Origin of the sequence: Rugosimonospora africana, assembly GCF_016862975.1 — a bacterium.
Lineage (GTDB): Bacteria > Actinomycetota > Actinomycetes > Mycobacteriales > Micromonosporaceae > Rugosimonospora > Rugosimonospora africana.
Genome location: NZ_BONZ01000015.1, coordinates 200,120 through 219,625 on the forward strand (window position 1 = coordinate 200,120; position 19,506 = coordinate 219,625).

At 70.8% G+C, this 19,506-nt stretch carries 16 protein-coding genes; 11 read left to right on the top strand and 5 right to left on the bottom strand.

What is annotated here, in order from left to right:
* Positions 1 to 56: 56 nt before the first annotated feature.
* Together rlmN and Raf01_RS09130 are read left to right on the top strand one after the other, a co-directional pair.
* Positions 57 to 1,376, top strand: coding sequence for a dual-specificity RNA methyltransferase RlmN (rlmN, locus tag Raf01_RS09125; protein ID WP_505973662.1), 1,320 nt, complete (start codon positions 57 to 59; stop codon positions 1,374 to 1,376).
* Complete coding sequence (locus Raf01_RS09130) at positions 1,373 to 2,521, top strand: DivIVA domain-containing protein (protein WP_203917304.1); 1,149 nt, start codon at positions 1,373 to 1,375, stop codon at positions 2,519 to 2,521. The genes rlmN and Raf01_RS09130 overlap by 4 nt, the downstream gene beginning before the upstream one ends.
* A gap of 211 nt (positions 2,522 to 2,732) precedes the next feature.
* On the opposite strand, the gene Raf01_RS09135 is transcribed toward Raf01_RS09130, so the two are convergent.
* Positions 2,733 to 2,951 (bottom strand): DUF2631 domain-containing protein, encoded by a 219-nt coding sequence (locus Raf01_RS09135; RefSeq protein ID WP_203917305.1) that lies wholly within the window; start codon positions 2,949 to 2,951, stop codon positions 2,733 to 2,735.
* 210 nt (positions 2,952 to 3,161) lie between these two features.
* Between Raf01_RS09135 and Raf01_RS09140 the strand changes: the two genes are divergently transcribed.
* On the top strand, positions 3,162 to 4,751 hold the full coding sequence (locus Raf01_RS09140; RefSeq protein WP_203917306.1) for a Rieske 2Fe-2S domain-containing protein: 1,590 nt from the start codon (positions 3,162 to 3,164) through the stop codon (positions 4,749 to 4,751).
* Positions 4,752 to 4,985: 234 nt separating this feature from the next.
* On the top strand, positions 4,986 to 5,189 hold the full coding sequence (locus Raf01_RS09145; RefSeq protein WP_203917307.1) for a cold-shock protein: 204 nt from the start codon (positions 4,986 to 4,988) through the stop codon (positions 5,187 to 5,189).
* A 233-nt stretch (positions 5,190 to 5,422) separates the two neighbouring features.
* Here Raf01_RS09145 and Raf01_RS09150 read toward each other — a convergent pair whose 3' ends face one another.
* On the bottom strand, positions 5,423 to 6,997 hold the full coding sequence (locus Raf01_RS09150; RefSeq protein ID WP_203917308.1) for a phytoene desaturase family protein: 1,575 nt from the start codon (positions 6,995 to 6,997) through the stop codon (positions 5,423 to 5,425).
* Positions 6,998 to 7,133: 136 nt separating this feature from the next.
* Positions 7,134 to 7,904: an exodeoxyribonuclease III gene (locus Raf01_RS09155; RefSeq protein ID WP_203917309.1), complete on the bottom strand. Its 771-nt coding sequence runs from the start codon at positions 7,902 to 7,904 to the stop codon at positions 7,134 to 7,136.
* 108 nt (positions 7,905 to 8,012) lie between these two features.
* Between Raf01_RS09155 and Raf01_RS09160 the strand changes: the two genes are divergently transcribed.
* Genes Raf01_RS09160 through ispG form a run of 5 tightly spaced genes read left to right on the top strand, consistent with a single transcriptional unit; the run spans position 8,013 to position 13,329 of the window.
* Entirely contained in the window at positions 8,013 to 8,495 is a 483-nt protein-coding gene (locus tag Raf01_RS09160; protein ID WP_203917310.1) for a YcxB family protein, read from the top strand.
* Complete coding sequence (locus Raf01_RS09165; RefSeq protein WP_239133473.1) at positions 8,492 to 9,679, top strand: aromatic ring-hydroxylating oxygenase subunit alpha; 1,188 nt, start codon at positions 8,492 to 8,494, stop codon at positions 9,677 to 9,679. Before Raf01_RS09160 ends, Raf01_RS09165 begins: the two co-directional genes overlap by 4 nt.
* 25 nt (positions 9,680 to 9,704) lie before the next feature.
* Positions 9,705 to 10,892: a 1-deoxy-D-xylulose-5-phosphate reductoisomerase gene (gene dxr / locus Raf01_RS09170; RefSeq protein WP_203917404.1), complete on the top strand. Its 1,188-nt coding sequence runs from the start codon at positions 9,705 to 9,707 to the stop codon at positions 10,890 to 10,892.
* Complete coding sequence (locus Raf01_RS09175) at positions 10,892 to 12,142, top strand: M50 family metallopeptidase (RefSeq protein WP_203917311.1); 1,251 nt, start codon at positions 10,892 to 10,894, stop codon at positions 12,140 to 12,142. Before dxr ends, Raf01_RS09175 begins: the two co-directional genes overlap by 1 nt.
* A gap of 17 nt (positions 12,143 to 12,159) precedes the next feature.
* Positions 12,160 to 13,329, top strand: coding sequence for a flavodoxin-dependent (E)-4-hydroxy-3-methylbut-2-enyl-diphosphate synthase (ispG, locus tag Raf01_RS09180; protein WP_203917312.1), 1,170 nt, complete (start codon positions 12,160 to 12,162; stop codon positions 13,327 to 13,329).
* Positions 13,330 to 13,449: 120 nt separating this feature from the next.
* Here ispG and Raf01_RS09185 read toward each other — a convergent pair whose 3' ends face one another.
* Entirely contained in the window at positions 13,450 to 14,007 is a 558-nt protein-coding gene (locus Raf01_RS09185; protein WP_203917313.1) for a PadR family transcriptional regulator, read from the bottom strand.
* Between the two features lie 474 nt (positions 14,008 to 14,481).
* On the opposite strand from Raf01_RS09185, the gene Raf01_RS09190 reads away from it, so the two are divergent.
* Positions 14,482 to 15,435, top strand: a complete 954-nt coding sequence (locus Raf01_RS09190; RefSeq protein WP_203917314.1) for an ATP-binding cassette domain-containing protein — start codon at positions 14,482 to 14,484, stop codon at positions 15,433 to 15,435.
* Positions 15,435 to 16,241: an ABC transporter permease gene (locus Raf01_RS09195; protein WP_203917315.1), complete on the top strand. Its 807-nt coding sequence runs from the start codon at positions 15,435 to 15,437 to the stop codon at positions 16,239 to 16,241. The genes Raf01_RS09190 and Raf01_RS09195 overlap by 1 nt, the downstream gene beginning before the upstream one ends.
* A 26-nt stretch (positions 16,242 to 16,267) precedes the next feature.
* Here the strand turns inward: Raf01_RS09195 and Raf01_RS09200 are convergent, their stop codons facing one another.
* Positions 16,268 to 19,462, bottom strand: a complete 3,195-nt coding sequence (locus Raf01_RS09200; RefSeq protein WP_203917316.1) for an AfsR/SARP family transcriptional regulator — start codon at positions 19,460 to 19,462, stop codon at positions 16,268 to 16,270.
* Positions 19,463 to 19,506 lie beyond the last annotated feature (44 nt).

The window sequence follows — 19,506 nt, forward strand, 5'->3', positions numbered from 1 at the left end:
GGTCGGCATCGCGCCGGGAGGGCGATCGTGGCGAGTCGTGCGAGACTGGACCGGCTATGACAACACAGCCCGTTACCGGACCCGGCCGTCGGCTGGAACTGCTCCCCGCGACCCCGGAGGCCGCGGAGCCCCTCGCACCCGCGCACAGCCCGGACGGGCCCGTGCTGGTGCCCCTGACGCCGCTGAACGGGGACGAGTCGGGCGCCGGCCAGCCGGCGGGCAGTGCCGGGCGTCGAGCGCGCGCCTCGCTGCCACCCCGCCATCTGGCCGACCTCGACCTGGCCGGACGGCGGGGCGCCGTCGCCGGATTGGGCGAAAAGGAGTACCGGGCCGGGCAACTGTCCACGCACTACTTCGGCCGGCTGGTCCGCGACCCGGAGCGGATGACTGACATCCCGGCGGCCGCGCGCAGCCGGCTCACCGCCCAGCTGCTGCCCACGCTACTGACGCCGGTACGGGAGCTGTCCTGCGACGACGGGCGCACCCGCAAGACGCTCTGGCGGCTGCACGACGGCTCGCTCGTGGAGAGCGTGCTGATGGGATACCCGGACCGGGTCACCGTCTGCGTGTCCAGCCAGGCCGGCTGCGGCATGGCCTGCCCGTTCTGCGCCACCGGCCAGGCCGGCCTGACTCGCAACCTGTCCACCGCGGAGATCGTCGACCAGGTGGTCTCGTTCGCCGGACTGGCCGCCTCGGGCGCCCTGCCGGACTGCCCGGACCGGCTGTCCCGGGTGGTGTTCATGGGCATGGGCGAGCCGTTGGCCAACTACAGCCGGGTGATCGACGCGGTGCGCCGGCTCACCGAACCGGCGCCGGGAGGTCTGGGCCTGTCTGCGCGACATGTCACGGTCTCGACCGTGGGCCTCGTGCCGGCTATCCACCGGTTGGCCGGCGAGGACCTGCCGGTGACCCTTGCGCTGTCGTTGCACGCGCCAGATGATGAGCTGCGCGACGAACTCGTGCCGGTCAACCAACGGTGGAAGGTGGCCGAGGTGCTCGATGCCGCATGGTCGTACGCGGCAGGCACGGGACGCCGCGTCTCCATTGAATACGCGATGATCAAGAACGTGAATGACCAACCGTGGCGGGCGGACCTCCTCGGGCGGCTGTTGGCCGGGCGGTTGGCGCATGTCAACCTGATCCCGCTCAACCCAACCCCGGGCAGCCGGTGGGACGCCAGTCCGAAGCCGGTCGAGCGCGAGTTCGTCCGGCGGCTGCGCGCGGCTGGGGTGCCGACGACGGTACGGGACACCCGGGGCCGGGAGATCGACGGAGCCTGTGGCCAACTGGCCGCGGCCGCGGTGTCGCGGCCAACCGGGCCGGGGCGGGGACCAGGGGAAATGGCCTCACGCAGTGAGCGAAAGGCGGCACAGTGAGTCAAGGTCAGCGGTTCCGGCGCCGTGCGCTGCGTCGCGGGTACAAGGTCGACGAGGTTGACTCGTTCCTCGACCGGGTCGAGGCGACGCTCAACGGCGAGGCGAGTTCCCCGATCGCCGCCCAGGAGGTCCACGAGGTGGTCTTCCGGGTGCGGTTCGGCGGCTACGACGAGTGGCAGGTCGACCTTCACCTGGACCGCGTCGAGCGGCAGCTCGGCGAGCTCGAGGAGCGGGCGGGCTTCCGCGGTTCGGAGCGCCCGGCCGGTCCGCCCGACCGGATGGCCGAAGACCGCATGGGCTCGGCCGACCGGCTCGGTCCGCTGGATCGGATGGGCCCACCCGACCGGATGGGTCCGCCGAACCGCATGGGGCCTCCCGATCGCATGGGGCCTCCCGACCGCATGGGGCCTCCCGACCGGATGGGTCCGCCGGACCGGATGGGCCCGCCCGATCGCATGGGCCCGCCGGATCGGATGGGCGCAGGGGACCGCATGGCTCCGGCGATGCGCGACGACCGGATGATGCCGCCGCCGGACCGGGGCGGGCCGCCGATGCGCGACGACCGGATCGTGCCGTCGCAGCCCGACCGGTTCGGTCCGCCCGCGCGTGACGACCGCGTGGTGCCGTCGCAGCCCGATCGGCTCGGTCCGCCCGCGCGTGACGACCGGCCGACCATGCCGCCCACGCAGGCTCGTCCGGTCGCTCCGATGGCCGGCGGCGCCACCGGCGGCTTCGCGCGCTTTGACGAGCCGAACCGCTACGACGAGCCGACCAGCAACTTCGGCCGCGGGTTCGACGGGTTCGAGCCCGGCCGGCACGGCAAGACCGACATGACCACCGAGATCAGGATGGTTCCCTCGGACCTCGGCGGTGGCCCGGGTGGGTCCGGGCTGACCGGTGACGCGGCCCGGATCGATCAGCTGCGCCGGACGTTCCAGTCGCGCCGGTTCGGCAGCGGGTACGACCCGAATCAGGTGGATCGCCTGTTCGAGGGCATTCTCACCGCGATGACCGGTCGCTCGTCGGTCGGGATCAACGAGGCGGAGCTGGATCCCGGGCAGTTCAACCTGGTGCCGGGCGGCTACTTCGAGGCGGAGGTCGACCAGGCACTGCGCGAGGTGCGCGACATCATGCGGCGGCACTGACCCGACTGCGGCGACGCTGACCCGGCGACCACCCGGTCAGCGCGGCCCGCTGGCGTTGGCGTGGCCCGCAAAGGGCGTGGCCGGTGAAGGGGCGCGTGCCTCGTGAAGGCCCGTGGACTGTGAAGGGCACGTGACCCGTGAACGGCGTGCCCGTGAACGGCGTGGCCCGTGAACGGCGTGGCCCGTGAAGCCGGGCCGCTGGCGCCGGCCGTCAGCGCAGGCCGTTCTTGCGCAGCAGCAGGTCGCCGATCAGGATGACCGCGAGCAGCGCGGCGGTAACGATCAAGAAGATGTCCTCGATGTGGCCGCGCTGGTTGCCGCACAGCATGGCCAACAGGACCACGATGACCGCGACCGCACCGATCCGGGCCAGCTTGGCGTTGCCCGGCTTGTGCTGGTCTGGTGAGGTCACTGGCTCTTCGTCGGCCACGTCGATCCCCTTTGGTGATCATTCGCTCGATCGGGTGCAGAGACAGTCTGGCATGCCGCCGGAAGGCGCTACCGGCCGGTCCTGCCCCGTTGCGGGGACCACGTCCCCCGTTGCCGGGACCGCGGTCGCCGGTGGCGAGCATCCGGCACGGGCGGTTAGCGCCTCCGGTAGCGTCAGGGGGTACGGACCGCGAAGGAGAAGGGGCACGCCGTGCGCATCACCGGTACCGGCCACGCGAGCATGCGGATCGACACGGCGGCGGGGAGCATTTTATGTGACCCCTGGGTGAACCCGGCGTATTTCGCGTCATGGTTCCCATTCCCGGACAACTCACAGCTCGACTGGGAGTCGCTGGGCCAGGTCGACTACCTGTACGTCTCGCACCTGCACCGGGACCACTTCGACGCGGAGCAGCTCAAGCGCTTCGTGAGCAAGAAGGCGACCGTCCTGCTGCCGGAGTACCCGACCAGCGAGTTGGAGGACCAACTCCGAGAGCTGGGATTCACCAGCTTTCTGCGTACCGTGACGAACGAGGTGCACGAGCTCGACGGCGGCCTGAAGATCATGATCCAGGCGCTGACCGGGCCGATGGACGGGCCGATCGGAGACTCCTCGCTGTGGGTCGAGCACGACGGGGTGCGGCTGCTCAACCAGAACGACGCCCGGCCCTCCGACCTGTCGATCTTCGCCGAGCTGGGGCACGTGCACGCGCACCTGCTCCAGTTCTCCGGTGCGATCTGGTACCCGATGGTCTACGAGCTGCCCGAGTCGGCGAAGACGGCGTTCGGTAAGCAGAAGCGGGACCGCCAGTTCGACCGGACGTTCCGGTACATCGACGATCTCAAGGCCGACCACGTCTTCCCGATCGCCGGACCGCCCTGCTTCCTCGACGACTCGCTGTGGCAGTTCAACGACATCTTCGACGACGAGGGCAACATCTTCCCGGACCAGCAGCGGTTCATCGAGGAGTACGCGAAGGTCGGCGGCACCAACGCGATCGTGCTGCTGCCCGGCTCCGCGACCGAGCTGACCACGTCCTCGGCCGAAACCTCGCACCCGGTGGACGACGTCGCCGAGTTCTTCGCGCACAAGGAAGAGCACCTGCGGGCGTACCAGGAGCGGCAGCGCCCGGTGATCGAGGCGGCGAAGAAGACCTGGGCGCACCCCGAGATCGACGTCCTGGGCGCCATGAAGAAGCGGATCGAACCGCTGCTGGAGGAGTCGATCTACCTGGCGAAGGGCGTCGGTGGCCCGATCCGGATCGACCTCACCGACTCGTTCGGGCCGGACGGCGAGGTCGTCGAGTCGATCGTGGTGGACTTTCCCGGCAAGCAGGTGCGGGAGTACGCCGACGAGAAGGTCCGGTACCGGTTCCGTACCGGCCGGGTACTGGTCGAGCAGCTGCTGCACTCCGGCGAGGTGGACTGGGTGAACTCCCTGTTCCTGTCGTGCCGGTTCTCCGCCGCCCGGGTCGGCCAGTACAACGAGTTCGTGTACTCGTTCTTCAAGTGCCTGTCCGAGGAGCGGTTGCAGTACGCGGAGGGCTGGTACGACGAGAACGAGCGCGCGACCGACGCCGAGGACATCACCCTGGGCGACTGGGTCGTCCAGCGGCGCTGCCCGCACCTGAAGGCGGACCTCACCCGGTTCGGGGTGATCGAGGGCGAGACGCTGACCTGCCAGCTGCACGGCTGGAAGTTCGACCTGACCAGCGGCCGCTGCCTGACCAGCGCCGGGCACGAGCTGCGGTCCCGGCCGGCGACCGTCGAGGTGGGCGCCGAGGCCGGCAAGGCCGAATAGATCGCCTGTTCAGCGGCTGAAGGCGCGCGTGTCAGGGCCACCCCGATGCGAGGTCCCGGGGCACAATGGTGTAGCGTGGTTTGCGAAGTTTTTGTGTACCTGGCTTACCGTCGCTTGACAGGCGACGGCACGGTTGTCTCCTCACGAGATGAGCCCTAGCTAGCGCTGCTCGAAAACGGCCAACCGGCCTCGCAGCGCGTGGGGCCAACGAAAGATCTCTGAGGAGAAAAAAGAATGACGCAGGGAACCGTGAAGTGGTTCAACGCCGAGAAGGGCTTCGGCTTCATCTCCGTTGACGGCGGCGGCGCCGACGTGTTCGTGCACCACTCCGCGATCCAGACCACCGGCTACCGCTCGCTGGACGAGAACCAGCGGGTGGAGTTCGAGATCGTCCAGGGCGCCAAGGGCCCGCAGGCGGAGGCCGTTCGCCCGATCTGATCCATGACGTCGTCCCGGTCCGGATTCCGGGCCGAGACGACGCCGTCCCAGCCCGGTGACGTTGTGTCCCGAGGCTGGGACGCTCTATCGCCCCGGCCTTGAGCCGGGACGGCGCGAAACCGGACCCCGTACTCTGCCCTGTGCTACGGGGTCCGGTGCCATTTCCGACGCTGTTGACGGCTCGGCTTTGTTGAGTTCGGGCGGTCGCAAGCGACCGCCCGAACCGGCGCCGCTCAGGCCGCCGGGCGGCCCAGGTCGGCCAGGATGCGCTGGGCCGCGTTGTGGCCGGCCGCCCCGATCACGCTGCCGGCCGGGAACGCTCCGGCGCTGCCCGCGTACAGGCCCGGCAGACCGGTCACGTACGGCATCCGGTCAGTGAAGGACACCGTGTTGTCGATGTGGTGGATATGCCCGCCGGTGATCCCGAAGTGCTCCTCGATGCCTGGCGGCGTGAGCGGCATCGTGTCCACGACCAGGTCGCTGGTACCCGGCGCGTACTTGTCGCAGATCGCGAGCAGGCGCTCGACGTACGAGGGCAGCTCGGCGTCCCAGTTGGAGCCGGCGATGTCGTACGGGACCGACTGCACGAACAGCGCCGAGGAGTGGTGCCCCTCCGCGTCCTGAAGCGTCGGGTCCACTGTCGTGTGCAGGTACCACTCGATCGTCGGCTCGGCCGGCAGCCGGCCCTGGGACACGTCCTCCCACATCCGGCGCAGCTCGGCCATCGGCTCCGCTCCGGGTGCCGAGCCGGGCAGCAGGTGGATCGTCGAGCCGAACGGGCTCGGCGCGCCCGCCGGCAGGCAGGAGAACGTCGGCAGGTCACGCAGGGCGAGGTTGACCTTGAGAGTGGTACCGGGCCGGCGTACCGCCTTGATCCGTTCCTCGACCGGCAGTCCGGGGGCGAGCCGCATCAGCTGGTACGGGTCGCAGGCGCCCAGGACCACCGGCGCGGCGACGGTACCACCGTCCTCCAGCCGTACGCCGGAGACCGCCCCGGCGTCGGTCAGCACCTCGGCTACCGGCGCGCCAGCGACGATCGTGGCGCCAGCGGCCCGGGCGGCGGCGGCGAACGTGCCGGAGACGGTACCCATGCCGCCCTGGGCGATCATCCAGGTGCCGCCCGAACCGGGGAGCCGGCACATGTTGTGCGCCAGGAAGTTGTGACCGGTGCCCGGGTCGTCCGGCCCGGCGTTGAGCCCGGACACGCCGTCGGTGACCGCGTACATCGCGATCAGCAGTTCGGAACGGAAGTCGAACCGGGCGAGATAGTCGACGACCGACCCCCGTACCAGCTCGACGAAGACCTGGCGCAGCTCGGACCGGATGTAGCGCTCGGCGGTCTCCTCGACGGGCAGCGGCTCGACCAACCACGCCGGCGCCAGATCCTCGCGCAGCATGGCCAGTTCGGCCTGCATCGCGTCGTCGGCGGCCACGTCGGCGGCCGAGAAGAACCGGGTCATCTGCTCCCGGGTGGCCTCGCGGTCGCGCCCGAACAGCAGGTACGGCGAGCCCGGCCCACCCGGCGTCGGCAGGAAGTAGTGCGGATCCCGGCGCAGTACCGGGATGTCCACGCCGAGCTTGGCGATCAGCTCCGGCGGCATCAGGCCCAGCAGGTACGAGCCGGTGGACTGACCCAGCCCGGGCACCTTCGGGAACGGATGCTCGGTGCGGGCGGCTCCGCCGATCACCGGCGCCGCCTCCAGCACCGTGACAGCGAGCCCGGCGCGCGCCAGCAGAACCGCCGCGACCAGGCCGTTGTGCCCCGCTCCAATGATCACGACGTCGGCGCGTCGAGGGATGTCACTCATGCGGCCACCTCGCTCCGCTCGCCGACCACATGAGGCACATAAACGCTGCAACTCTGATTCCTGATCCTCACGGGAAGAGCGGCTTCGCCGCGCCCGCTGATCTGGCGCTCACTCATGGGAACACCCTAACGACCGATCAGGCTGGAAAGTCGATCACGATCGGGGCGTGATCCGAGGGGCCCTTGCCCTTCCGGGCCTCCCGATCGATGTACGCGTCCGTGACCGCGCCGGCCACCGCCGGGGTGGCGTAGACCAGGTCGATGCGCATGCCCATGTCCTGGTGGAACATTCCGGCACGGTAGTCCCAGTAGGTGAACGGGTTCGGGCCCTTCAACGGCCGGGGTACGACGTCCTCCAGGCCGAGCCCGCGCAGCGCGGTCAGGGCGTCCCGCTCGGGTGCGGTCACGTGCGTCGACCCGGCGAAGGCGGCCGCGTCCCACACGTCGGCGTCGGTCGGAGCGACATTGAAGTCCCCGCACACCGCGAACCGGTCGTGCGCGGCGATCTCCGGCTTCAGCGCCGTGCCCAGGGCGGTCAACCAGGCCAGCTTGTACTGGTAGTGGGGCGAGTCGATGGTGCGCCCGTTGGGCACGTACACCGACCAGACGCGCACCCCGCCGCAGGTGGCGCCGACGGCCCGCGCCTCGGGATCGGGGAAGCCGGGCTCACCGGGGAACCCGAGGCTCACGTCGGCGAGCCCGACCCGGGAGAGTACGGCGACGCCGTTCCACCGTCCGGAGCCGTGCGCGGCCACCTCGTAGCCGAGCCCGGCCACCTCGGTCGCCGGGAACTCCGAGGTCTTCGTCTCCTGCAGGCACACGATGTCGGGGGCCACCGCGGGCAGCCAGTCGAGCAGCCGGGGCAGCCGGGCGGTCACCGAGTTGACGTTCCAGGTCGCCAGGCGCATCCGCCTACGGTAGCCGTCCGCGGGCCCGGCGTCGCGCCGCCGGGTAACGGGTCTGCGCGGTCGAGCGCTGCTCCCTAGGATCGACCGCGCAGACCGTCAGGAGGAGACTTGCACATCATCATCGACGCCGAGCCGGATCTCGACCGGTACGCCGGCGCGTTCCGGTACGTCCTGCGCGACGCGTACCGGAAGGTGCGGATCCTCGGCGCCATCCTGGCCGTGCTCGGTGTCGTCCTGCTCGCCCTGGGCACGGACGCGTGGCCGTTCGGCGTCGGTCTTCTCGTGATCGGCGTGCTGTACGTGATCTACATTCCCCGTAAGTCCGTCCGGACGAGCATCCGCGCGCTGCCGCTGGTGATGCGCCAGCCGCAGCGCATCGAGATCGGCGACCCTGGCGTGCGGATACTCTCGCCGCTGATGTCCACGGAGTACGCCTGGGCCGCGTTCGAGAAGACCCAGGAGATTCCCGGTCAGCTCCTGCTCATGCTGGGCAAGCGGCAGGTGCTCCCGGTTCCGATCACCACCGTGCCCCCGGAGCAACTGGCCGAGCTGCGGGACTTCCTCGCCAACCGCGCCTTCGTACGGCAGTGACCGGCGCGGCGCCCCTCGACTCCGCGGCCCTCGCCGACGCGCTGCGGCCGTTCGGCGAGTCCCGGATGCTGCCCGCTGCCGCCTACACCGATCAGGCGGTACTGGCCTGGGAACGCCGGCACCTGTTCGCCGGCGCCTGGACCTGCGCCGGGCGGGCGGACGACCTGTTCGGCGGGGACGGGATCACCCAGCGGGCGCTGACCGTGGGCGACGTCGCCGTGCTGCTGACCGTGGCTCCTGACAGCGAAACCGTCCGCGGGTTCGCCAACGTGTGCCGGCACCGCGGGCACGAGCTGCTGCCCGACGGGGGTACCGCGGGCCGGCCGTCGGTGGTCTGCCCGTACCACGGCTGGGCGTACCGGCTGGACGGCTCGCTGGCCACCGCGCCCGGGATGGGTGCCGCGGCCCGGACCCCGTTCGATCCGGGCCGGTACGGACTGGTCGAGCTGCCGGTCGAGGTGTGGCACGGCTGGGTGTTCGTCAACGCGCTGGGCACGGCGCCGCCGTTCCCGAGTCACCTCGGCGAGCTGGCCGGCCTGATCGCGCCGTACCGGCCGGAGGATCTGGTTCGCGGCGCCGGGCACGTGTACCAGGTGGCCGCGAACTGGAAGGTCATCGTCGAGAACTACCAGGAGTGCTACCACTGCCCGCTGATCCATCCGGAGCTGTGCCGGGTGTCCCCGCCGGCATCCGGGCAGAACTGGGCGCTGCCCGGTGCCTGGGTGGGCGGCGCGATGGACCTCCGGGACGGCGCCGAGACGATGTCACTGGATGGCCGGTCGGCCGGCGAGTACATCGACGGGGCACCACGGGGCACTGTCCGTTACATCGCGGTCTTTCCGAATCTGCTGATCTCGGCGCACCCGGACTACGTGATGACTCACCGCCTCGAACCGCTGTCGCCCGACCTCACCCGGGTCGAGTGCGCCTGGTACTTCCCTCGGACAAGCATCGATCCGGGCTACGCGGTCGATTTCTGGGACATCACCAACCGGGAGGACTGGGCCGCCTGCGAGTCCGTCCAGCGCGGGCTGGCCTCGCCGCACTTCCGGCCCGGTCCGCTCGCCGCCGGGGAGGACGCCGTCTATCAGTGGGTGTCTCTGCTGGCCCGGTGCTATCTCGACCCGATCGGGGCGCTTGGTGCGGCCTGCGTCGATACCGGTCGGGTGAATCGGGGACAATGATCCGGTGAGCGCTGTTCGCGAGATCATCCTGCTCGGGTCGACCGGCTCCATCGGCACTCAGGCCGTCGACATCGTGCGTCGCAATCCAGACAGGTTCCGGGTGGTCGGGCTGGGTGCCGGAGGCGGGAACGTCGAGCTGCTCGCCGCGCAGGCGCTGGAGCTGGGCGTGGACGTGGTCGGGGTGGCCAGGGCCTCGGCGGCGCAGGACCTCCAGCTGGCCTTCTACGCGGAGGCGCAGCGCCGCGGGTACTCGACCGGGGGCTACCGGATCCCGAAGATCGTGGCCGGCCCGGACGCGATGACCGAGCTGGCCCAGTGGCCCTGCGACACCGTGCTCAACGGGGTGGTCGGCTCTCTCGGGCTGGCCCCGACGCTCGCCGCGCTGCGGGCTGGGCGGCGGCTCGCCCTGGCCAACAAGGAGTCGCTGGTGGCCGGCGGCGCGCTGGTCCGGGCGGCGGCCCGGCCGGGACAGATCACCCCGGTCGACTCGGAGCACTCCGCGCTGGCCCAGTGCCTGCGCTCGGGGACCGGCGCCGAGGTGCGCCGGCTGGTGCTGACCGCCAGCGGCGGCCCGTTCCGGGGACGGCGCCGGGAGGACCTGACCGAGGTCACGCCGGAGCAGGCGCTGGCCCACCCGACCTGGGACATGGGTCCGGTCGTCACGATCAACTCGGCCACTCTGGTCAACAAGGGCCTCGAGGTGATCGAGGCGCACGAGCTGTTCGACATCGGATACGACGACATCAACGTGATGGTCCACCCGCAGTCGGTGATCCATTCGATGGTCGAGTTCGTCGACGGGTCGACCATCGCGCAGTGCAGCCCGCCCGACATGCGGCTGCCGATCGCCCTGGCGCTGGGCTGGCCGCAGCGGGTAGCGGAGGCGGCTCCGGCACTGGACTGGACGGCGGCGCACAGCTGGGAGCTGCGACCGCTGGACGACGAGGCTTTTCCGGCGGTACGGCTGGCCAAGGCCGCCGGGCGGGCGGGCCGGTGCCGGCCGGCGATCTACAACGCGGCCAACGAGGAGCTGGTAGCGGCGTTTGTGGCCGGGCGGCTGCCGTTCCTGGGCATCGTCGACGCGCTCGAACGCGTGTTGAGCGAGGCCCCCGATTTCGCCGAACCGGGTAACGTCGAGGAGGTGCTCGCCTCCGAGTCATGGGCGCGGGCACGGGCCCGCGAGTTGGTCGCGGCCGTAGGGGAAGGATCTTGATGGCGTACCTGATCGGCGTCGTGCTGTTCGCGCTGGCCATCTTTATCTCGGTCGCCCTGCACGAGGCCGGCCACATGGCCACGGCCAAGGCGTTCGGGATGAAAGTCACCCGGTACTTCGTCGGGTTCGGGCCGACTCTCTTCTCGTTCCGCCGCGGCGAGACCGAATACGGGCTCAAGGCGATCCCCGCCGGAGCGTTCGTCAAGATCGTCGGGATGACGCCGCAGGACGACGACGTCGCCCCGGAAGACGAGCCGAAGGCCATGTGGCGCTATCCGGTCTGGAAGCGGACGATCGTGATGTCCGCCGGATCGATCATGCACTTCATCCTCGGGTTCGTGGTGTTGTGGGTGACGCTGTTCCTGGTCGGGGTGCCCAACCCGGAGCTGTCCGACCAGGCGAAGGTCAACGCGCTGCCGCCGACCGTCTCGATCGAGAGCTGCGTCCAGCTGGACGCGGACCGCGCCAACTGCCTGCCGACCGACCCGCAGTCGCCCGCCCGGCAGGCCGGCCTGCAGAACGGCGACAAGATCACGGCCGTCAACGACACGCAGGTCAGCACGTACATCGGCCTGGTCAACACGATCCGCGCGGCCAAGCCCGGTCCGGCCACTCTCACCTACGTGCACGACGGGGTGACCAAGACCGCCAACATCACCCTCATCTCCGCGCCCCGGCACCCGGCCGACAACCCCAGCGGCGCGCCGACCCAGGTCGCCGCGCTCGGGGTCAGCCAGGCGCTGCCGAAGAACGTGCCGCTCAACGTGACGTACGGGCCGGTCGAGTCGGTGGGCCAGTCGTTCCGCTTCACCGGCCAGCTGTTCCAGGGCATCGGCGAGTCGCTCAAGAGCATCCCGAGCAAGGTGCCGAACCTGTGGAACGCGCTGTCCGGCAAGCCCCGCGACCCGAACGGCCCGATCAGCGTGGTCGGCGCGAGCCGGCTGGGCGGCGAGAGCGTGGAGCACGGCGCCTGGACGCTGTTCCTGAGCTTCCTGATCAGCCTGAACTTCTTCATCGGCGTGTTCAACCTGCTGCCGCTGCTCCCGCTGGACGGAGGTCACATCGCGGTCGCCTGGTTCGAACGGGTACGGTCCTGGTTGTACGCCAAGATCGGTCGACGCGATCCGGGCCGGGTCGACTACCTGAAGCTGATGCCCGTCACCTACGCGGTGATCCTTGTTTTCGGTGGGTTCACTTTGCTCACAGTGGCCGCCGATATCGTCAATCCCGTCACTCTTTTCGGCAAATAGGAGCGAGTGATCCTGCTGTGACCGCTGTCAATCTTGGAATGCCCAGCGCCCCCGTCGAGCCGTTGTCGCCGCGCCGCCAGTCTCGTCAGATCATGGTGGGCAGCGTGCCGGTCGGCGGTGGCGCTCCGGTTTCCGTCCAGTCCATGACCACGACGCTGACCGCGGACGTCAACGCCACCCTCCAACAGATCGCCGAACTGACCGCCGCCGGCTGCCAGATCGTCCGGGTCGCCGTGCCGTCGCAGGACGACGCGGACGCCCTGCCGATGATCGCGAAGAAGTCCCAGATCCCGGTGATCGCGGACATCCACTTCCAGCCGAAGTACGTGTTCGCGGCGATCGACGCGGGCTGTGCCGCGGTACGGGTCAACCCAGGCAACATCAAGAAGTTCGACGACAAGGTCGCTGAGATCGCCCGGGCCGCGCAGGACGCCGGTACCCCGATCCGGATCGGTGTCAACGCCGGCTCCCTGGACCCGCGACTGCTCCAGAAGTACGGCAAGGCCACGCCCGAGGCGCTGGTCGAGTCCGCGCTGTGGGAGTGCTCATTGTTCGAGGAGCACGGCTTCCGGGACATCAAGATCTCGGTGAAGCACAACGACCCGGTCGTCATGATCAAGGCGTACCGGCTGCTCGCCGAGCGCTGCGACTACCCGCTTCACCTCGGCGTCACCGAGGCTGGCCCGGCGTTCCAGGGCACGATCAAGTCGTCCGTGGCGTTCGGTGCGCTGCTCGCCGAGGGGATCGGCGACACCATCCGGGTGTCGCTGTCCGCACCGCCGGTCGAAGAGGTCAAGGTCGGCGGGCAGATCCTGGAGTCGCTGGGGCTGCGCGAGCGGGGCCTGGAGATCGTGTCCTGCCCGTCCTGCGGTCGGGCCCAGGTCGACGTCTACACGCTGGCCGAGCAGGTGCACGCGGCGCTGGACGGGTTCCCGGTGCCGCTGCGGGTCGCGGTCATGGGCTGCGTGGTCAACGGTCCGGGCGAGGCCCGGGAAGCCGACCTCGGGGTGGCCTCCGGCAACGGTAAGGGACAGATCTTCGTCAAGGGCGAAGTGATCAAGACGGTACCGGAGTCGCAGATCGTCGAGGTACTGGTCGAGGAGGCCGTACGGCTGGCCGACGAGATGGGTGCCGAGCTGCCCGAGGAGCTGCAGGGCCTCACCGGCCCGACGGTCTCGGTCAGCTGATTCCGGCACGGGTGAATCGACGGGACGCAGCCGGAGCCGGAATGTGGCGGAGGCGGGCACCGTCGGCATGGCGCTGACGACGGAGGGGCGGCCACTGGCCGCCCCTCCGTCGTGTCTGGGTCACTCGCTTTCGGCGAGGATCGCGTACAGCTTGCGCTTGGTCTCGTTGAGCACCTCGACGGCCCGCTGCCACTGCTCGCGGTCGCCCTCGAAGCCGATCTGCCGGAGCGCGTTCATGATCCCGAAAACCGCGTCCCGGGTGTCCTGGCCGCTGGAGACGGTCTCCGCGCTGAACTCGTTCCACGGCGGGTCCGCCGCCGCGGTGGTGGCCTCGGTCTGACCGGTCTCGGTGAGCGTGAACCGCTTCCGGCCGCCGCTCTCCTCGCTGGTGATCAGGCCCTCGTCCTCCAGCAGCTGCAGGGTCGGGTAGACCGATCCCGGGCTCGGCCGCCAGACACCGCCGGTGCGGGTGTCCAGCTCCTGGATCATTTCGTAGCCGTGCATCGGGCGCTCGTTGAGCAGCGCGAGGATCGCGGCGCGGACGTTGCCGCGGCGCCCCCCTCGGCCGCCTCGACCGCCTCGACCCCTGCCGTGCCCGTGCCCGGACGGCGGGAACGGCGGGCGCCAGCCCCCGAAGGCGCGCGCCCGCGCTTCGTGCATGTCGCGGAAGTCCCTCATGACTCCCTCCGTTCTGTCGTTGATGTGTTGACGATATATCGGTAAGCTATCGAACCGCAAGCGCGATTGGCATCACACGACCACACTCGGTGCGCAAGCGTTCGTGGCCCAGCGGTCGTCAGGCTCGCCTGGTTTGTGGGCGGGCCGGTCAAGCGGCCGGTTCCGAGATGGGGTCGGCCGTCAGGCTCGCCTGGTTTGTGGGCGGGCCGGTCAAGCGGCCGGTTCTGAAATGGGGTCGGCCGTCAGGCTCCCTGGCTTTCCGGGCGACCCGGGTCAAGCGGCCGGCTCTGAATGGGCCGTGTCAGCGCCGCGTGCGTGTGCTGTCAGCGCGGCTCGCCACCATGGGCATCACATGGACAACACGAGGGGAACGATCATGACTGAGCGAAGCGGGTGGGGGGCCGTCGCGCAACCGCGACCGGACGCCCGCGCCCAGCGGCCCTGTGCCGGACCGCAGCGAAGCGAGGATCCGGCATGAGCGGCTACGCGGTCGAGGCCAAGGGCCTGGTGAAGCGATTCGGGAAGACGAAGGCGCTGGACGGTGTCGACCTGGCCGTCCGGCAGGGCACCGTGCTCGGCGTGCTCGGACCCAACGGCGCCGGTAAGACGACGGCGGTCCGGGTGCTGACCACCCTGATCCGGCCGGACGCCGGTGAGGCTCAGGTGGGCGGCTTCGACGTCCGGCACGACGCCGACCGGGTACGCGCGCTGATCGGGCTGACCGGCCAGTACGCCGCCGTCGACGAGGACCTGACCGGATTCGAGAATCTGGTGCTGATCGGCCGGCTCCTGGAGCTCCCCCGACGGGACGCCAAGCGGCGGGCCGGCGAGCTGCTGGAGCAGTTCGACCTGTCGGACGCCGGCCGGCGCAGCGTGAAGACGTACTCCGGGGGCATGCGCCGGCGGCTGGATTTGGCCGCGAGCCTGGTCAGCCGGCCGGAGATCCTGTTCCTGGACGAGCCGACGACGGGTCTGGACCCGCGCAGCCGGGGCGAGGTCTGGACCATGGTCCGCAACCTCGTCGCGGACGGGGTGACGGTGCTGCTCACCACGCAGTACCTGGACGAGGCCGACCGGCTGGCGAACGAGATCGCGGTCATCGACCACGGTCGGGTCATCGCCAGCGGCACCCCGTCCGAGCTGAAGGCGAAGGTGGGTGGGCAGACGCTGGACGTACGCCCGGCCGACCCCGCCGACCTTCCGGCGGTGTCCGAGATCGTGGGCAAGGCCGTGGGTACGGTACCCAGCCAGCGAGCCGACGACGGCGGGCTGCTGTCGGTACCGGTGGAGGACGACGACGCGTTCGCGGTCGTGGTCGGCCGGCTGCGTGAGGAGCGCATCGCGGTGACCGAGCTGGCCCTGCGCCTGGCCAGCCTCGACGAGGTGTTCCTGGCACTGACCGGACACGGCGCGGAGGAGGAGAACTGATGGTCGCCATTGCCCACCCGGTACCGGCCCGGCGGATCAACCCGGTGCGCGCGCTCCGGCACTCGTTCACGCTGGCCTGGCGTGCGGTCGTGAAGATCCGGCACAACCCGGAGCAGCTGCTGGACGTCAGCCTGCAGCCGATCATCTTCCTGACCATGTTCGTGTTCCTGTTCGGCGGCGCCATCGCCGGCATGAGCCGCCACCAGTACCTGCAGTTCGTACTGCCCGGCATCACCGTGCAGACGGTGGTGTTCGCCAGCATGGGCTCCGGGATCAACCTGAACACCGACATCACCAAGGGCATCTTCGACCGGTTCCGCAGCCTGCCGATCGCCCGCTCGTCGCCGCTGACCGGGCTGGTCCTCGGCGACGTGGTGCGCTACGTGGTGTCGATGGGGATCCTGCTGGCGTACGGCACGCTGCTGGGCTTCCGGTTCCACAACGGCGTGCTGCCGGTCATCGGGGCGGTCGCGCTGGTCATGGCGTTCGCGCTCGCGCTGTGCTGGGTCTGGGTGCTGCTCGGACTGCTGGTGAAGACGCCGCAGAGCCTGCAGGGCCTGGGTTTCGTGGTCGGCTTCCCGCTGACCTTCGGCAGCAACATCTTCACCCAGACCGTCACGCTGCCGGGTTGGCTTCAGGCGTGGGTGAAGGTCAACCCGATCACCGCGCTGACCGACGCCACCCGCGGCCTGATGCTCGGCACCGGCCCGGTGGCCACCCCGGCCTGGCACGCGATCGCCTGGATCGTGGGCATCGTGGTGGTGTTCGCGCCGATCGCGGTGACGGTGTACCGCCGCAAGTCCTGATCGGACGGATTGATCGGACGCTGTGCTCAGCCGGCCGACGGCACGGGGGTGCCGGCCGGCTGAGCCGCGTCTGGCGGCATGATGTCGATCGGCTCGGCGAGGCCGGCGGCGTACTCGGCTGCGTATCTCTCGGTACCGAGGGCGGCCCGTGCGGCCTCGGCGACCGCGGCGACGTCCGGGCTGCCCAGGTCTGGCCGGCCCCGGAGGCTCTCCGCGCTGGCCAGTGCGCGGACCGCCCCTGCGAAGTCGGCCCGGGCCACCAGGAGCCCGGCGAGCGTTTCCGCCGCCCGGGCGAGCAGCGGCCGGTTCGAGGAGCCCTCGCAGAGGGACGCGACTTCGCGCTGGTACCGCTCGGCCGCCGGCAGGTCGCCCTGGGCGGCGGTGACCCAGACCAGCCCGGACAGCGCGAACAACGGCGCGTCCGGCTGCATGCCGGACATCCCGCGCAGCCCCTCCAGACACCGCTCGTATTCGGCCCGGGCCAGGGCCAGGTCGCCGCCGCCGCGTGCCACGTCGCCCCGCATGAGCCCGAGCAGCGCGAGCGGGGTCGCGGTGGAGTCCCGCAGGAGCCGCTCCGCGAGCGCCAGATCGTCGCGAGCGCCGGCGAGGTCGCCGGCCCGCAACCGCTCCCAGATGAGCTGGAAGAGGGTGGCCGCCCGGTCGTCCTCGCCGGTGTGCATCTCCTGCGTCAGCGCGAAGGCCGAACGGTGTGCCTCGATCGCGCCGACGTGGTCCCCGCGCATGCTCCGGCTCTCCGCCAGGGAACTGATCACGACCGTGTTGGCCCACCGGTCGCCCAGCGGCACGAAGATTTCCTGTGCCTGGAGCAGGTCCCGTTCCGCCGCGCCCGGGTCGCCCTTCTGCTGGCGGAGCCAGCCGCGCACCGCCAAACCCAGTCCGCGTGCCCACGGGTCGGGATGGTTCAACGCGGCCGGCAGCGCGGCCAGTACCCGCTGTTCGTCCTCCTCCATCACCGCGGACAGCACCTGACCCACCGGTATCAGCGGATGGATGTTGGGGTCGAGGTCCTTGAGGCGGGCGTACATCTCCCGGCTGCTGTCCGCGTCGCCCGTCGCCATCAGGTTCATCGCGAGGTGCAGGAAGGCACAGTCGCGTACCGGCGCCGGCACCTCGCCGGGCAGGTCGACCACCTGCTTGAGCCAGTCCACCGCCTCGGCGTGCTGGCCGCGCAGTACCCAGTTCCAACCGAGTGCGCTGGTCAACCGCAGCGCGATCTCCGCTTCCCCCGAGTCGATCGCCCAGCGCAGCGCGCCGACCAGGTTGTCGCGTTCGGTCTTGAGCCGTTCCAGCCAGATCAGCTGCTCGCCGGTGCGCAGGCGTGGCTCGGCGGTCTCGGCCAGGACGAGGAAGTAACTCGCGTGTGAGCGCCGTACCGTGTCAGCCTCGCCGGCCTCCGCCAGGCGCGCGGCGGCGTAGTCCCGGATGGTCTCGAGCATCCGGTACCGGCCGTCCTCATCGGACAGCGTGACCAGGGACTTGTCCACCAGGCCGCCGAGCGTGGTCAGGTCTCCGTCGCAGACTTCCTCGACGGCGTCCAGCGTGGCCCCGTCGAGGAACACCGAGAGCCCGCGCGCGAGCCGGCGCTCGGCCTCGTCGAGCAGGTCCCAACTCCACTCGACGACCGCGAGCAGGGTCTGGTGCCGGGGCAGCGCGGTGCGGCTGCCACCGGTGAGCAGCCGGAACCGGTCGCCGAGCCGCGCCGCGACCTGGGCGGCCGGCAGGTTGCGCAGCCGGGCGGCGGCCAGCTCGATCGCCAGGGGCAGGCCGTCCAGCCGGCGGCAGATCTCCACCACGTCGGCGACGTTGTCGGGCCCGACCGTGAACCCGGGCCGGACCGCACCGGCCCGGTCGGTCAGCAGCCGTACCGCCGGGAAGGCCAACGCCTCACCGGCGCCGACCGGTCCGGGCGGGGTGGCCAGCGGTCCCACCGGGCACAGCGCCTCGGCGGTGATGGCCAGCGGCTCCCGGCTGGTGGCCAGGACGCGTACCCGCGGGCACGCGCCCAGGATCCGCTCGGCCAGCTCGGCGCACGCGCCCACCAGGTGCTCGCAGTTGTCGAGGATGAGCAGCGCCTCCCGGCCGGACAGCAACTCGACCAGGTGCTCCTGGACGTCCCGGACGCCGGCCGTCTCGATCAGTCCGGCGTCGTGTGGCCGCAGCGACTCGGCGACCGCCTGCGGAACCTTGTCGGGCAGGCGTACCGGCGCCAGCTCGACCAGCCACGCACCGCCCGGCAGCCGGCCGGCGTGAGCGCGAGCCGCCTCGGTGGCCAGCCGCGTCTTGCCAGCCCCGCCCGGGCCGACCAGCGTCACCAGCCGGTGCTCGGCGAGCAGTGCGTCGAGCCGGGCGAGATCGGTGTCGCGGCCGACGAAGCTGGTGAGCGCGACCGGCAGGTTGCCTGCCGAGCGTGCCCGGGACGCATCCGGCTCACCGGGTCGGCGGGCCGCGCCGGGTCGGGCCGCCTCCCCGGACCGGCCGCGCAGGATGGCCCGGTTCAGCTCGGCCAGCTCGGGCGACGGGTCGGCGCCGAGCTCGTCGGCCAGGGTGGCGCGCAGCCTGGCGTACACCGCGACCGCCTCGGCACCGCGCCCGCTGCCGGCCAGCGCCCGCATCAGCAGCTCGTGCGGCCGTTCCCGCAGCGGGTATCCGGCGGTCAGCTCGGTCAGCTCCCCGATCGGACGGGCGGCGTCGGCACCCAGCGCCAGCTCCGCCTCGATCCGGTCCTCGGTCGCGGCGAGCCGCAGCTCGGTGAGGCGGGTGGCGGCGGTGCGGGCGAAGTCGGCGTGCGCCGCGTCGATCAGCGCCGGTCCCCGGCACAGGGCCAGGGCCGCGCCCAACGCCTCGACGGCTCCGCTCGGATCACCGGCACGCAGCGCCGCCCGGCCGGTCGCGGCCAGCCGCTCGAACTCCTCGGCGTCCAGCCGGGTGCCGGTCAGCCTGTACCCGGTCGGCTCACCGGTCAACGCGGCCGGAGCCGGCAGTATCCGGCGGACACGGGACACCAGGGTCTGAAGGGCATTGTTCGCCGCGGCCGGCGGGAAGTCGCCCCAGATCGCGTCGATCAGGGTGCCGCTGTCCACCAACCGGCCTCCGGCAAGCGCGAGACGGATCACCAGAGTCCGCAGTCGTGGACCGTTGAGATCGACCGGTCGGCCCTCGTCATCCGTGACCGCCAGTGGTCCCAGGATCGCCACCCGCACGGGTACCAGTCTCTCATTTCCCCGGTACGCATCGGCCTGCCGAG

What these genes read in the sequence shown, in the direction of transcription:
- rlmN (WP_505973662.1), top strand. Translation starts at nt 57, where the DNA reads ATGACAACACAGCCCGTTACCGGACCCGGCCGTCGGCTGGAACTGCTC.
- Raf01_RS09195 (WP_203917315.1), top strand. Translation starts at nt 15,435, where the DNA reads ATGGTCGCCATTGCCCACCCGGTACCGGCCCGGCGGATCAACCCGGTG.
- Raf01_RS09145 (WP_203917307.1), top strand. Translation starts at nt 4,986, where the DNA reads ATGACGCAGGGAACCGTGAAGTGGTTCAACGCCGAGAAGGGCTTCGGC.
- Raf01_RS09190 (WP_203917314.1), top strand. Translation starts at nt 14,482, where the DNA reads ATGAGCGGCTACGCGGTCGAGGCCAAGGGCCTGGTGAAGCGATTCGGG.
- Raf01_RS09175 (WP_203917311.1), top strand. Translation starts at nt 10,892, where the DNA reads ATGGCGTACCTGATCGGCGTCGTGCTGTTCGCGCTGGCCATCTTTATC.
- Raf01_RS09185 (WP_203917313.1), bottom strand. Translation starts at nt 14,007, where the DNA reads ATGAGGGACTTCCGCGACATGCACGAAGCGCGGGCGCGCGCCTTCGGG.
- Raf01_RS09150 (WP_203917308.1), bottom strand. Translation starts at nt 6,997, where the DNA reads ATGAGTGACATCCCTCGACGCGCCGACGTCGTGATCATTGGAGCGGGG.
- Raf01_RS09155 (WP_203917309.1), bottom strand. Translation starts at nt 7,904, where the DNA reads ATGCGCCTGGCGACCTGGAACGTCAACTCGGTGACCGCCCGGCTGCCC.